The organism is Staphylococcus sp. GDY8P54P (genome assembly GCF_017892645.1).
In the GTDB taxonomy this organism is placed as follows: Bacteria; Bacillota; Bacilli; order Staphylococcales; family Staphylococcaceae; genus Staphylococcus; species Staphylococcus ureilyticus.
Map to the genome: position 1 here is coordinate 41,050 of NZ_JAESLN010000008.1, position 15,598 is coordinate 56,647.

12 protein-coding genes are annotated in these 15,598 nt (G+C 34.5%); 7 read left to right on the forward strand and 5 right to left on the reverse strand.

Annotated features, from left to right (window positions below; all coding sequences use genetic code 11):
• Window positions 1–65: 65 nt before the first annotated feature.
• A complete protein-coding gene (locus KA883_RS02505) occupies window positions 66–617 on the reverse strand; it encodes a helix-turn-helix domain-containing protein (protein WP_046206613.1) in 552 nt (183 codons plus the stop codon).
• Window positions 618–702: 85 nt separating this feature from the next.
• Here KA883_RS02505 and KA883_RS02510 point away from each other — a divergent pair, with 85 nt between their 5' ends.
• From KA883_RS02510 to KA883_RS02535, 6 genes are all read left to right on the forward strand, one after another.
• Window positions 703–1,887, forward strand: coding sequence for a CynX/NimT family MFS transporter (locus tag KA883_RS02510; RefSeq protein WP_046206614.1), 1,185 nt, complete (start codon window positions 703–705; stop codon window positions 1,885–1,887).
• Between the two features lie 158 nt (window positions 1,888–2,045).
• Window positions 2,046–3,530 carry a cardiolipin synthase gene (gene cls, locus KA883_RS02515; protein WP_046206615.1) on the forward strand — a complete coding sequence of 495 codons (1,485 nt, stop codon included), beginning with the start codon at window positions 2,046–2,048 and terminating at the stop codon, window positions 3,528–3,530.
• A 240-nt stretch (window positions 3,531–3,770) separates the two neighbouring features.
• A complete protein-coding gene (gabR, locus tag KA883_RS02520) occupies window positions 3,771–5,156 on the forward strand; it encodes a MocR-like transcriptional regulator GabR (protein ID WP_105873979.1) in 1,386 nt (461 codons plus the stop codon).
• Between the two features lie 107 nt (window positions 5,157–5,263).
• Window positions 5,264–6,586: a 4-aminobutyrate--2-oxoglutarate transaminase gene (gene gabT, locus KA883_RS02525; RefSeq protein ID WP_046206617.1), complete on the forward strand. Its 1,323-nt coding sequence runs from the start codon at window positions 5,264–5,266 to the stop codon at window positions 6,584–6,586.
• Window positions 6,587–6,660: 74 nt separating this feature from the next.
• Window positions 6,661–8,040, forward strand: coding sequence for an NAD-dependent succinate-semialdehyde dehydrogenase (locus KA883_RS02530; RefSeq protein WP_046206618.1), 1,380 nt, complete (start codon window positions 6,661–6,663; stop codon window positions 8,038–8,040).
• A gap of 143 nt (window positions 8,041–8,183) precedes the next feature.
• On the forward strand, window positions 8,184–9,569 hold the full coding sequence (locus KA883_RS02535) for an APC family permease (RefSeq protein WP_046206619.1): 1,386 nt from the start codon (window positions 8,184–8,186) through the stop codon (window positions 9,567–9,569).
• Window positions 9,570–9,674: 105 nt separating this feature from the next.
• On the opposite strand, the gene KA883_RS02540 is transcribed toward KA883_RS02535, so the two are convergent.
• From KA883_RS02540 to KA883_RS02555, 4 genes are all read right to left on the reverse strand, one after another.
• Window positions 9,675–10,682, reverse strand: a complete 1,008-nt coding sequence (locus KA883_RS02540; protein WP_046206620.1) for a PTS sugar transporter subunit IIC — start codon at window positions 10,680–10,682, stop codon at window positions 9,675–9,677.
• Between the two features lie 386 nt (window positions 10,683–11,068).
• Entirely contained in the window at window positions 11,069–11,959 is an 891-nt protein-coding gene (locus KA883_RS02545) for a fructose bisphosphate aldolase (RefSeq protein ID WP_046206621.1), read from the reverse strand.
• Between the two features lie 136 nt (window positions 11,960–12,095).
• A complete protein-coding gene (locus tag KA883_RS02550) occupies window positions 12,096–12,812 on the reverse strand; it encodes a class I SAM-dependent methyltransferase (protein WP_046206622.1) in 717 nt (238 codons plus the stop codon).
• Between the two features lie 155 nt (window positions 12,813–12,967).
• Window positions 12,968–13,423, reverse strand: a complete 456-nt coding sequence (locus KA883_RS02555) for a DUF805 domain-containing protein (protein WP_046206623.1) — start codon at window positions 13,421–13,423, stop codon at window positions 12,968–12,970.
• Between the two features lie 425 nt (window positions 13,424–13,848).
• Between KA883_RS02555 and KA883_RS02560 the strand changes: the two genes are divergently transcribed.
• Window positions 13,849–15,471, forward strand: coding sequence for a BCCT family transporter (locus KA883_RS02560; RefSeq protein WP_103161376.1), 1,623 nt, complete (start codon window positions 13,849–13,851; stop codon window positions 15,469–15,471).
• The last annotated feature ends 127 nt before the right edge of the window (window positions 15,472–15,598 follow it).

Here is a 15,598-nt window from a genome sequence, read left to right on the forward strand (position 1 = left end):
TATTTATCTTTTGTTTGTCGCAGTGAGATTATTAAATAATGTTGAGTGCAAATTTACTACGATTGCTATTGTACATGATAATGTATTGTGGCGGTAAGTATAACAACTTCATTATTTGGGTTATAGTAACCATGAGCTACATCACTATTAAAACGAAAAGCTTGGTTACTGCTAATTGTATAAGACGTTTGTTCGACTTCAATATTTAAAGTGCCTGAATTAACAATGATAAACTCTTCAGATTGTAAATGATGAGGATCAGAAATCATTTTACCACCTGGTTGAATTTCCATTTTAAACATTTCAAAATGCTTTCTATCATCGTAAGGAAAATACGGAAAGATCTTAACTTTATCTTCAACAATAGGAATAATGTCAGATTCATCTACGAAGTTTATATGTTCTTGTCTTGTTGATGTCAGTTGTGACAGAGGTAAATGAAGTCCATTGGCAATCTTCCATAATGTTGTAATTGTTGGATTAGATGCGCCTTTTTCAATTTGACTTAGCATGTTTTTACTAACGCCAGTTAGGTTAGCCATTTTATCTAAACTAAGCTGATGTTTACTACGATAAGTTGCTAAATTTTTTGCAATAATATTTTGAATATGATACACGTGAATCGCTCCTATTTACATTATAACGTACATATTGTACCATATGTAATGTTGTTTAGAAAATTTATGATGTAAGGTGAGCAAAATGGAAAATTATAGAAAAGTAAAACCGTTTAATTGGCTTTTATTTATCGGTGTCTTATTAGTGGGTGCAAATCTAAGGGCGCCAATTACTTCAATCGGAGTTGCGTTGCCTGATATAAAAAATGATTTGGCGATGTCTAACAGTGCAGTTAGTGTAATTACAGTCGTCCCGTTGATTGCATTCGCAATTATTTCGCTATTTGCAGCAAAAACCAGTTATCGCTTTGGATTAGAGCGTACAATTTTTGTGGCTTTATGGCTAATACTGATTGGTGTAATCGTACGTTCTATCACAGGTGTTTCGTGGTTATATATAGGTACCATTCTTATCGGTGTCGGTATAGGTTTTGGTAATGTACTTGCGCCAGCAGTGATCAAAGCGAAATTCCCATTACATATAGGTGTGATGACAGGCTATTATACTGTCGTTATGAACGTGTTTGGAGGATTATCATCATATGGAACGGCGCCAGTCGTCAAAGCATTTAATTATAATATTGCTATTAGTGCGATTGGTGTCATTACATTGATTACCATTATAATATGGGCGTTTCAATTAAAGCATAAGGAAGAAACAACGGCCTCATTACCAAAAGAGAGTGTCAATGTTTGGAAGTCGCCATTATCATGGCAAATAACGATATTGATGGGCGGACAGTCACTTATTTTTTATTCTCTAATCAATTGGCTGCCAGCATATTTATCTCAAAGTGGTATGTCTATCAGTGAAGCCGGGATGTATTTATCAATTATGCAAATCTCCATCATCCCATTAACATTTATTACACCTATATTTGCTACCAAAATGAAATCACAGTTTTTATTAACTTTTATCACTGGTTTATGTTTTGTGGTGGGTGTTTCAATAATGTTATTTTCACCACAATTTGCTTTAATTGCTACGATTTTAATTGGTGTTGCAAGTGGCTTAGCGTTTGGACTTGTTAATACATTCTTTAGTTTAAGAACAGAACATAGTCAAACGTCAGCAAAGTTATCTGGTATGGCTCAATCTGTGGGTTATCTTTTTGCAGCTATAGGTCCTTTATTATTTGGTATATTACACGATGTTACAGGTCAATGGATCGGTTCATTAAGTATTTTATTAATCACTGCACTATTAATCACATTATTCGGCTCACAAGCAGGGCGTAATCGAACAATAGAAAAAACAATAGAACAATAGACAGTATCATTCAAATATTGTACGATATTTTACAACATGCTTTGTTTTTCTATGAGTTTTAAAATTAATTGGATTTGATAAGTTGAGCTACATTAATAGTCACATAGATGACTTATGTAGTCTTCATTAAAATCTAAAAGAAACGATGAGGTGTCATTATGCAACTTATTTTTGATCCAAGTGTAAGCCCGATTTATCGAGGTATACTTGCGTTTTTCTTTGTTATTAATATAGCACTTGCCTTTATTATTGTATTCTTAGATAGAGATCGCAGAGATGCTACAGCAACTTGGGCATGGTTATTTCTACTATTTGTAGTACCTATTTTAGGCTTTATTATTTATATATTCTTTGGTCGAGCAGTACGGAAAAAACGGGAACAAGGCTTTCACCATAATCAGATAGATGACGTGAAAGAACGAATGAAAACACAGTTATCAGATGCTACCAACAAGATTAATCATTCAGATAACCGATTAGTTAAAAAACATGCAGATATTGTAAATACATTGCTAACGAAAGAACCAACATTTTTAAGTTACGATAATAATGTCGACATTTATACTGATGGTCATGCGCTATTTGACCAAATGAAAGAAGATTTACGCAATGCGAAATCGTATATTCATTTAGAGTATTATGTTTTGAAATTAGATAAGTTGGGATCTGAAATTGTCGATATTTTGCAACAAAAGGCTGAAGAAGGATTGGAAGTTAAAATACTTTATGATGCAGTAGGCTCTAAAACGGTACATAAATCAAAATTCAAAAACTTCCAAGAAGCTGGTGGACAAGTAGAGGCTTTCTTCCAAGCTAAAATTCCATTAATAAATTTCAGACTAAACAATAGAAATCACCGTAAAATTTTAGTGATTGATGGTATGACTGGTTATGTGGGTGGATTTAATATTGGTGACGAATATTTAGGTTTAGATGAAAAATTTGGCTATTGGCGTGATACACATTTAAGAGTTAAAGGTGATGGGGTTGACGCGTTACAGCTCAGTTTTATCCACGATTGGAATTCTCAATCACACCGTGAACAATTGGAATATAATGATAAGTATTTCCCAGACAATGCAAATCAAGGTGGAGATGTGCCGATGCAAATTGCACTCAGTGCCCCAAGTGATAACTGGCATCAGATAGAGTTTGGCTATATGAAAATGATTATGAACGCTAAAGAATCAATTTATATGCACAGTCCGTATTTTATACCAGATAAAGGTTATATCAATGCACTGCGTATAGCTGCAAAAGCTGGGGTAGACGTGCGGTTAATTATTCCTAATAAACCAGACCATATTTTTGTATACTGGGCCACAATTACAAGTGTCGCGCAGTTGATTAGAGATGGTGTCAAAGTTTATACGTATGAAAATGGATTTATTCATTCAAAAATGATGATTATTGATGATGAAGTAGCAAGTGTAGGCTCATCAAATATGGACATACGTAGTTTTGAATTAAATTTTGAAATTAATGCATTTATGTATGATGCAAATATTGTCAAAGAACTTAAAGCAGCATTTATAGAAGATATGAAAGTATCTAAGGAATTAACAGAAGAGCGCTATGAACAGCGATCAAATTGGATTAAGTTCAAACAATCGATTGCTAAATTAGCGTCACCAATTCTATAAAATATAAAGCATATTGAAGTGGCAGGTTCTAAGACTGTATGTATTTATCAATGCAACTATCGCTCGTGATGCCACTGGAGTTCCAATAACATATTGTAATTTTCCAACCATAAGATTGGTCTGATGAGGACGGTGACATGGAATCAAATTTACGTTTTGATTTCTATACCGTCCTCATTTTCATTATAATGAGTGATATGAGAAAACTGGAGAACAGATGATGTAAAAAGGGGGGATTGAATGCAACGGGAAAGCGGTCAATTCATTTATCGTCAATTATATAGCCAATTAAAAGAAGATATTCTCGCATTCAAATATGAAAGTCATGAAAAGTTACCTTCCAAAAGAGATATGTCACAACATTTAAATATTAGTGTGAATAGTGTAAAAGCAGCATATGAACAGCTACTGGCTGAGGGATATATTTATACTGAAGAGCGGAAGGGTTATTTTATTGAGCCATTAGAAAAATTGATCATTGATCCAAATGCGCAAATATCTTTGAATGTTCAAGAACAGCAAATTGAAGATGCATACGATTATTCATTTTCTCATATGAGTACCGATATTTCAGCGTTTCCAGTAGAGGTATGGACTAAACTCGTTAAACGTGTATTTGAAAATTATGATCATGAATTATCTTCAATACCTCAAATTAAAGGGCCAATAGAGTTAAGACAATCGATTGCCAAATTAGTGTCTTATCAAAGAGGTATCCAATGTCATCCGGAACAAATTGTCATTGGATCAGGCACTAATATACTGTTAACCAAATTGATTCAATTATTACCAGATGAAATCAAGATTGCAGTGGAAAATCCAGGGTACTCAAGGTTTAGAACACTAATCCGTCAAACAACTGCACAGTTAAAACCGATTGCTTTAGACCATAAGGGGATATCTATTGAAGCAATTAAACAAGCTCAACCTGATGCTACGATAGTGACACCATCGCATCAATTTCCAATGGGAATCATCATGCCTGTGTCGCGTCGTATTGATCTTTTGAACTGGGCAAGTCAAACACAAAGTTACATCATAGAAGATGACTATGATAGTGAGTTTAAATATGAAACTGATAATATCCCCTCACTGTTTAGTTTTGATAAAAATGAACGCGTGATATACTTAGGTACTTTTTCGAAAACGCTAATGCCGGGATTGCGCATGAGTTATATGATTTTGCCAATTAATTTAGTAAAACAATTTGATCACTATAATTTAAATATGATTCCTGACTTTTCAACGATTCACGCACTTACATTAAATTTAATGATCAAAGAAGGCTACTATGAAAAATACGTGAAAAAGATGCATCAAATATATGGAAAGAAACGAGAAACACTCATCACACATCTATCCGATACCTTTACAAGTAATATTCGAATCAAAGATACGCGAGCAGGTTTACATTTTATTGTAGAAGTTATCACACCCTTTTCCTACCAAGAAATTGAATCAAGAGCTAAAGAAATGAAACTTGAGCTTTATACACTAAATCGATTTTCTGTGAAAGCGCTTGAAAAAAATAGTTCATATAAAACACTGATTATAGGATTTTCAAAAATCAAGCAAGAGCAGATTCCTCAGGCAGTACAGAGATTAAAAGAAGTCATTTGGGAATAAACTGGTTCCATTAAATTGTCATAACTGGTACTTTACACTGTACCAATAATCCCTTAAATTTTAGAAAACTACAGGTCTTATGTAGAAGCAAAGAGGAGGGGTTATTGATGACAAATCAATTTGAAAGCTATAAGAGACAACGTGATAAGTATGTAGCACGTGGTGTTGGGAATGGTAATCTGCATGTTGCAGATCATGCACAAGGTGCTACGATCACAGATATAGAAGGTGAACGTTTCATAGATTTTGCGGGAGCAATTGGTACATTAAACGTTGGACACACACACCCTAAGATAACCAAACATTTAAAAGAACAACTAGACAACTTTATACATCCTGGCTTCAATGTCATTATGTATAAAAGCTATCTCAACTTAGCTCAAAAATTAACAGAGATTACACCTGGTGATTTTGATAAAAAAGTGATTTTACTTAATTCAGGTGCAGAAGCTGTAGAGAATGCAGTGAAAATTGCTAGGAAACACACTGGAAGGCAATCAGTTGTTTCCTTTGTAAGAGGTTTTCATGGACGTACAAATTTAACAATGTCTATGACAAGTAAAGTAAGGCCTTATAAACTTGGATTTGGCCCATTTGCACCAGAGGTTTACCAAGCGCCATACCCTAATATTTCAGAAAAATCCGAATACTTATCTGAAGCAGCCTATATTGATCAAATGATTGATAAGTTACATGATTTTTTCATAGAGACTGTAGATCCTAGTGAAGTAGCTTGTATCGTGATGGAACCAGTCCAAGGAGAAGGCGGATTTATTATTCCGGATAAAAAATTCGTGAAAGCAGTTAAAAAAATATGTGAAGCGCATGACATTATTTTTGTAGCAGATGAAATTCAAACAGGTTTTGCACGAACAGGTAAAACATTTGCGATTGAACATTTTGATATAGAACCCGATTTAATAACTGTGTCTAAATCATTGGCTGCAGGATTTCCATTAAGCGGTGTAGTTGGAAAAGCGGAAATTATAGACAGTGCATCTCCTGGAGAACTAGGTGGCACATATGCTGGAAATCCCTTAGCTTGTGAAGCTGCTTTAAAAGTCATTGAAATCATTGAAGAAGAAGACTTAAACAATAAAGCAGAACAAATTGGAAAACAACTTGAAAGTTTCTTATATCGCAGTGCAGAACAATATTCATTTATCACAAACATTCGTAGACTTGGTGCTATGGTTGCCTGTGAAATCATCGATGATCAAACCGGTCAGCCCAATAAAGCATTGACTGGAAAAATTATTCAAACAGCGAATGCAAATGGTTTGTTATTATTATCTGCTGGTATTAAAGGTAATGTTTTACGATTCTTAACACCGCTTGTTATTACAGACGATGAATTACAACAAGGATTAGAAATATTGTCTGAAACATTTGAAAAAGTGAGTATAGCGGAAGCACATCTGGACGCTTAAAATTTTATTTTTAAATAACGGGTATAGTTAAGTCATACCTCATAACAAAAATAAATGTAAAGGAGAGAACAATAATGAGTCAATTAGAAGTTTATAATCCTTCTACCAATGAAATTATAGAACGTTTAAACTACACAAGTCATGATGAAATCCATTCACAAATTGAACGTGCACGTACAGCATTTGAAGAATGGAAATTAGTTGATGCACACGAACGTTCAGCAAAGTTATATCAATGGGGGAAACTCATTGATGAACATCAGGATGAACTTGCGAAGCTTATTACACTTGAAGGTGGAAAACCTTTAGCAGAAGCTAAAGGGGAAGTCATATATGCGAATGCTTATGTAAAATGGTATGCGGAAGAGGCTAAGAGAGTATATGGACGTACGATACCTGCAAATACGTCATCTAAGAAAATAGTGATTGATAAATTTCCGGTAGGTGTAGTAGGGGCGATAACACCTTGGAATTTCCCGGCAGCGATGATAACGCGTAAAATGGCGCCTGCATTAGCTGCTGGATGCACAATCATTTGTAAACCTGCTGTCAAAACACCTTTAACAACCATTAAACTAGTTGCACTAGCACATGAAGCCGGCATACCCAAAGATGCGATATCCTATATTATTGCGTCTGGTAAAGATGCAGGTGATATCTTCACCACACATAAACTGATTAATAAAGTGACATTTACTGGATCGACTGCTGTTGGAAAATCACTGATTGAACAGTCAGCGCAAAGTGTGAAAAATGTAACGATGGAGCTAGGTGGTTTAGCCCCTTTAATTGTGCATAAAGATGCTGATATTGAAGCAGCTGTAGAAGGTACGATTGCTTCTAAGTTTAGAAATGCAGGGCAAACATGTATCTGCGCGAATCGTATTTTTGTACATCGAGATATAGCCGATCAATACACAAACCGTTTGATTGAGAAAGTCAACGAACTTTCTGTTGGTGATGGTCTGCAAAAGGATGTAAACATAGGACCACTCATTGATAAAGCTGCAGTTGAAAAAGTGATGACACATATTACAGATGCACAAGCTAAAGGTGGGAAATTATCACGGTCAGTAGATGAAATACAAGCGTTAAAAGGAAATTTCCTAAAACCAGTGGTTATCTCTAATGTGAATTTAGATATGAAAGTAATGCATGAAGAAACTTTCGGTCCAGTTGCACCGGTTATGGTTTATGAAGATTTAGATGAAGCAATAAAAAAGGCAAACGATACAGAATTTGGCTTAGCTTCTTACTTCTTCACAAATGATTATCGTACAGGATTAAAGCTTTATAATGAGTTAGAATATGGTGTTGTTGGGTGGAATGATGGTGGTCCTTCAGCTGCTCATGCACCATTTGGTGGTTTGAAAGAAAGTGGTTATGGCAGAGAAGGTGGCACTGAAGGTATAGAGCCATACTTAGAAACAAAATATTTATCCATAGGTATTTAAAGTGCCAGTTAGAAAGCACTAGTTGTAAATAAAGCAAAACGTATGAATCTAAACGAACAAGAAAGTGATGATTAGATTGAAACTAATATAGAAAATTTAAGCTCATTCACTTTTAATTCAATGAATGTTATGGGGTATGTAAAATGAAATCTCAATTTAATAAGACGATGAATATTGTTGATGTCTTATTTCTGGCAATCGGCGCAATGCTTGGATGGGGCTGGGTCGTATTATCAGGAGAATGGGTATCAACAGCTGGTTTTGTAGGAAGTGTTGTGGCATTTTTACTCGGTGGATTTTTAGTCATTGTCATCGGACTTACATATGCAGAATTAGCTGCAGCAATTCCAGAAACTGGCGGCGGTTTTGTATTTGTTAAAAAAGCTTTTTCACCAGGCGTTGCCTTTATATCAGGTTGGTCCGTATTATTTGGCTATGTTTCAGTTATTACATTTGAAGCGGTCGCATTGCCCACAGTGATCGACTATGTTATTCCATTTCAACATCAAGGATTGATGTGGAATATCGCGGGGTGGGATGTATACTTCACATGGGTTATCATTGGCTCAATTGGAAGTGTCATTTTAACTTCACTTAATTATTTTGGTGTAAAGCCTGCAGCAATCATGCAAACAGTTTTCACAATTTTTATTGTAGGCGTTGGCTTATTACTTGTATTTGGTGCAGGATTTAATGGTAATTTCAACAATTTACAGCCATTTGAAAATGGTATTGGTGGAACGATGTCTGTATTAATGATGATTCCATTTCTGTTTGTGGGCTTTGATGTCATCCCACAAATTGCAGAAGAAGTTAAAGCACCTGCGAAAAAAATTGGCGGTATTTTAATATTATCAATTATCGCTTCTGTGATTTTTTATTTGCTCATTGTATTTGGTGTAGCAACAGGTTTATCACCTAAAGCTCTAAGCAACAGTAATTTGGCGACAGCAGATGCAATGGCTAACTTATTTGGTCATAGTGGATTTGGCGTCTTGCTAGTATTAGGTGGTGTAGCTGGCATTATTACAAGTTGGAATGCTTTTATTATTGGTGGTAGTAGAATTCTGTATGCTATGGCGAAAAATCACATGATTCCTAAATGGTTTGCATTTATTCATCCTAAATATAAGACACCTACACATGGTATTTTGTTTCTTGGTATCTTAGCGTTTGTTGCACCACTTTTAGGTAGAGCAGCACTTGTATGGATTGTTAATGCTGGTGGTATTGGTGTGGTATTAGGGTATTTACTTGTAGCGATTTCTTTTATGAAGTTACGCAAAGTGCAACCTGATTTAGCTAGACCCTATCGTATAAAGAATGGAAAACTCGTTGGTAGTATTGCTATTGTTTTAAGCGTTTTGTTTATAGTCATTTATTTACCAGGTATGCCATCATCGTTAGCATGGCCTTCCGAATGGCTTATCGTATTGGCTTGGTATGCAATCGCAGCAATTTTATATGTAACACAAACAAGAAAAGCTACTGCAAATGTCCCTGTAAACGCACGTGTGGATAAAGAGTAGAGTGAGATTGAAAATATATTTATCATTACATTGATTTAGATGAACATAAATAAATCCTGGGACGTGTAAATTGTCTCAGGATTTGTTTTATATTGTATGTCGTTGCTATTTTGCAATGTGAATCAGTTGGTCACCAGGACGTATCCATTGTTTTTTAAAACAAATTCTATAAAGAAAGAAACTGATAATGGCTGGCAATAAAATGTGGAAAGTAAGAATTAAGGACCAACTCTGTATAGAGCCACCCATTGTATTGATAGTCATAATTTGACCGATGAAGCCGCTTGTGCCCATACCAGCACCTGCAGCATTATTTGTCATAGGGAAGCACGTTGTCATAATAGGTGCAACAATAGCGCTTGTAAGAGTAGGTGGTAGTAAAATCATTGGATGTTTAATGATATTTGGGACTTGCAACATACTTGTACCAATACCTACAGAAAGCACACCACCCCAACCATTATCTTTATAGCCAGTAACTGCAAAACCAACCATTTGTGATGCACAACCAATTGTTGCTGCGCCTGCAGCGAGGCCATTCAAATCTAACATCAACGCTAAAGCTGCACTTGAGATCGGTGCAGTTAAAGCTAAACCAAAGATAACAGAGACTAAGATACCCATGATGAACGGTTGTTGATCCGTGGATGCAATGATAATTTTGCCTAAGCCTGTCATAAATTGATTTAATGCTGGTCCAAAAGCCTTTGCAATAAAACCACCAATTAATATCGTTAGTAGTGGAGATAAAATGATGTCGATTTTTGTTTTGCCAGCATATAATCTACTCAGTTCAACAACGATGACTGTAGCGATATAAGCGCCCACTGGACCACCATCAAAAGTTGTATAACCTAATGTACCTACGATAACACTAGAAAATGTAACGAGTGGTTTTGCGCCTAAACCGTAAGCTATCGCCACACCAATAGCGGCACCAGTCATGGACATTGCTACTTTACCGATTGCTGATAAAAATGTCAGATTTAATTGTGGTAATAATGTTTGTTCTCCAAGCGTTTCTAAAATCAATCCGATAATCAAAGAGCCAAATAACCCTAAAGCCATATAACTTAACGCTTCAATGATCCATCTATGTAGATAATTTTTCATACTTCCTCCCCTTAAAACCATTGATAATTAGCAAATTAATATAATTATATAGTTTGTCGTGGTTTATAGCTAGTCTATTTAAGGATTTCTTAAAAACTTACATTAAACATGCTTGCTGAAAAATATTGAAAACATTAAGGAATAGTCTCAGTGAGCACATGTTATTTCAAATGCAGTATTCGATTTTTTATGATAAAAAAATGCGTTAGTTAGATTGAGTATAGCAAGATAAGTAATATTGACTGAGGTGTGTAAGACGTTATTACAAATCGCATTTAAACATTGTTATATATAAAAACACACCCTGACATTAAAGATCAGGGTGTGTGTTAAGCTTTATTTTTGCCATGTTTCCTGGGAAATATAAAGCTATTGCTGAATGGTTATTAAGCTTTGTTTACTGATGCATCATAGATAGAATCGATTGTATCTGCTAAAATTTTATCAAATTCTTCATCTGATTGATTGACATTTAAGTCATTGATTAATGCACGAGAGAAACTAGCAATTAAGTCTTTGTTTTGTTTTAAAACTTCGTTAGCATGTTCTCTACTATAACCACCGGATAAAGCAACGACACGAACCACATTAGGGTGTGCGATTAATTCTTGATATTGGTTAGCTTTAGTTGGGATTGTTAATTTTAACATTACGAGTTCATCGTCATTTAATTTATTTAGCTCAGCTAATATTGCACTTGATAAGTATGATTCAATCTCTGCTTTGTTATCAGCATTGATATTTACCTCTGGTTCGATAATTGGGACCAATCCAGCAGAGATGATTTGTTTTCCAATTTCGAATTGTTGTTGTACAACTTGGTCAATACCAGTTTTATTAAATTCTAAAATATTAGAACGCATTTTTGTACCGAAAATTTTATGATCATTTGCACGGTTTAATAATTTATCTAAATCTGGAATTGGCTTCATTAATTGCACGCCGTTTTGTTCTTCAGCTAAGCCTTTATCAACTTTTAAGAAAGGAACGACACCTTTATCAGCTAAATAGTCACCAGTATGTTTACCTTCTACCTCACGGTCCATCGTTTGTTCGAAAAGAATTGCACCAATGATTTTATCTGAACTGAATGCAGGTGATGAAACAATTCGTGTACGCATATCATGTACAAGTTTAAACATTTCATCTTCACTGTTATATTGATCTTCAGTTACACCATAGTCACTTAATGCTTTAGGTGTACTGCCACCACTTTGGTCTAATGCAGCAATGAATCCTTTGCCGTTTTTCACTTTATCAAATTGTTCTTTATTCATTCTTACCACTCCTTTTGCTTTTATTCATATATAGTATGATAAAAATTAGGTGTCAACGCAAGTTGTAGGCTCTATGTGAAACGAATTATTCATATTTTAATATGGTTAGCAATGTTGTATGTTTCATAATCATTTATTACTTCGTTAATGCTATTAAAAATATAGGTGTTGGATTATAAAATTCATCATGTGATTGATAAATGCGTTTATGAATGGTCGTATCTACATGGATGGGTTTCGTATTTATTTGCTTAAGGATATTTAAATCGTATTGAGGGCGGTCGTAGTGATTAATTGAAATACTTTGCTTTATATTTTCACTCTCTGCTAACATCGTGTCTCCTAAAGTATGATGCGCGTGGTGATTAGGTATATCACTATAATCTGTAAAAGCATCGTTGCCATAATCTCCATCGATATTAATGAGTGTAGCATTTGGTTTTAAAACGCGTAACCATTCTTGGTAGGCAGCTTTTGTATCTGGTAATAACCATGTAACATTTCTAGAAATGACTAGGTCAAAATACGCATCGTCAAAATGTAAATGTTCAGCATCCATGACTTGAAAGTTGACATTTATATTAAAACGTAATGTATTTTGCTTAGCAGATTGAATCATTTCAGAGGAAAGGTCAATACCAGTAACTTGTGCACCTTGTTGTTGACATAGAATTGCTAGAAAACCTGCGCCTGTGCCAATGTCTAAGATTTTCATACCGGGTTCGATTGTTATAATTTGGTTTATTTCAGATAGCCATCTTTCTGCGTGCACACTTTTAAGTTCTGCTTGCTTGTCTTTGCTAAAAGAAGTCGCACGCTTATTCCAATAATTAATGATTTTACTTTTGTTCATGTTAAATACCTCATTTATTATAAATACATTATATATGAATTATAAGCTATTTTAGTTGAAAAGTATGGGATTAATAGTTTTGCAAAAAGAAAAACGGGACAGGAATCGCTTGTAAAGCATGATTTCTGTCCCGTTCTTTATGTGCGTTTTTCTAATTACTTACGTGGTAATCCGTATTGATTAACTGCTTTGTCACTATCGGTAATCATGTAAAAGAAAGCGACAATATTTAAAATGAAGAAAATAATGCTACTAATGCCGAAAATAACTGCTAAAATATTGAAAAATAAGCCGTCACCAGATGGGATAAATGAGGCAATTAAAAATAACACGGAAAAGACGCCAAATATAATTGGAAAAGTCATCGTCCGACCAATATCATGCATGCGTCTTGTAGCCACTGAAAAATCAGGAATAAAGATAATAATTGTAAATAAAGCGCTAATTGCGTCACTTATCGACGTTGGTATTTTGAAAATATAGTCTAATAGTATAGCCAATAGAATAGTGATTAATATATTGACTAAAAATGGAAACCACAATTCTTTTCTTCTAGCACGCCCTTTAAAATCAAGCGCATTTTTCCAATACAATTTATAATAATGCCACATGATATAAACTCCCTTTGTTAAATATTGAGAATTACCAATATTATTTTTTAAAAAATAAAGTATATTGAAACTTAATTGTGTGTTGAATTTACTATAGAAAAAGGAAAATAGCAACTGTTCGAAAAAATATAAAAATAATATTAATACATAAATAACGCATAATAATACAAAAAGAAAGTTTGTTCCGTTCGTTAATTTCGTTAAATTTAAACTTAACACTGTGATTGTAACGATTTTAGAGACTGTGACTAATAGAAATATTATATATTTATTCATCTTTTGTGTTTGTGTTTTTTGAATGCAATTTGCATTATTATTAAAAGTTCGTTAGGCTCATGTTTGTAATTTAATAAATGGTTTTGCTAAAAAATTATAGTGATTAGCAAATTTTTTACATATTTTACTAACAATAAGGGGTGTCTATTGTGAAAAAAGAAAGAGTAAAAGTAATGGATTGGACGACCTTTATAGGGTCTTCATTGATATTACTGATTGCAGTTATTCCGATGATGGTTTTTCCTAAGGCCAGTCAGGACATAATTACGCATTTAAATGAGGTCGTGTCGAGTACACTCGGCTCAATATATTTATTGATTGGACTTGCAACGTTAATATTTGTACTTTATATTGCATTTGGTAAATATGGTAATGTGACGCTTGGTAAAGCGACAGACAAGCCTGAATTTAATAATTTTAGTTGGGCAGCTATGCTATTTTGTGCCGGAATTGCTTCAGATATTTTATATTGGGGCGTTATTGAATGGGCATTCTATTATCAAGATCCTCCACATGGCGGTAAAGGAATGACGGATAGTGCATTGAATTACGCTACTATGTATGGCATGTTCCATTGGGGACCAATTGCTTGGGCCACATTTGTATTGCCAGCACTAGCAATTGGTTATCTTGTTTTTATTAAGAAAAAACCAGTTTATAAAATTAGTCAAACAATGCGTCCGATTTTAAGAAGTCAGACAGATGGTATTATAGGAAAAATAGTTGATATTCTATTTATTTTTGGTCTGCTTGGTGGCGCAGCTACTTCATTAGCACTGGGTGTGCCAATGATTTCTGCAGGCATAGAAAAATTAACAGGTATTGGAGACAGTATGTTGATGCGTAGCATTATTCTCTTCACAATTACAGCTGTCTTCGCATATAGTTCTTATTCTGGTTTGAAAAAAGGAATTAAAGTTTTAAGTGATGCGAATGTTATTTTATCTTTTGTATTACTAGGATTTGTATTTATTGTTGGACCGACTGTATTTATTATGGAAACGTCCATCACTGGTATGGGTAACATGATTAAAAATTTCTTCCAAATGGCTACATGGATTGAACCATTTGGCGGTATAGGTGGTCGTAAAGAAACGAATTTCCCACAACAATGGACGATTTTCTATTGGTCATGGTGGATTGTATATGCGCCATTTATAGGATTGTTTATTGCGCGTATTTCTAAAGGACGTACACTTAAAGAAATTGTGCTTGGAACAATTGTTTATGGGACGTTAGGATGTGCACTGTTCTTTGGTATTTTTGGAAACTATGCAGTTTATTTACAAATCACTGGTTCATTCGATGTGATACATTTCTTAAATACGCATGGTACAGAGGCTACTATTATAGAAGTTATGCATCAATTACCATTCCCTAATTTAATCATTGTACTATTCTTGTTATCTGCATTCTTATTCTTAGCGACTACATTTGATTCAGGTTCATATATCTTGGCTGCAGCTTCTCAAAAGAAAGTTATCGGCGAGCCATTAAAAGCAAATAGATTGTACTGGGCTTTTGCATTATGTCTATTACCATTTGGATTGATGTTAGTAGGTGGTGAACGAGCGTTAGAAGTTTTGAAAACAGCTTCTTTATTAGCTAGTGTCCCGCTGTTGGCTATATTTGTCATGATGATGATTTCATTCTTAAGGACATTGTCTGAAGATAGATTGAAACTAGAAGATAGAGCCGAAAAATATAGGGAAGTAGAAAGACGTTCGTTACGTATAACACAAGTAAGAGAACGGAAAGAAAATGATAAGTAATATAAAACAAGCGCACCACTATCTTATTTTACGGTGAGATAGTGGTGCGCTTATTTTGTATAGAGACAGTGATTCGGATTACTTTGTAAAACGAGTAGCATGTATAGTATTCAATCACTATTAACAC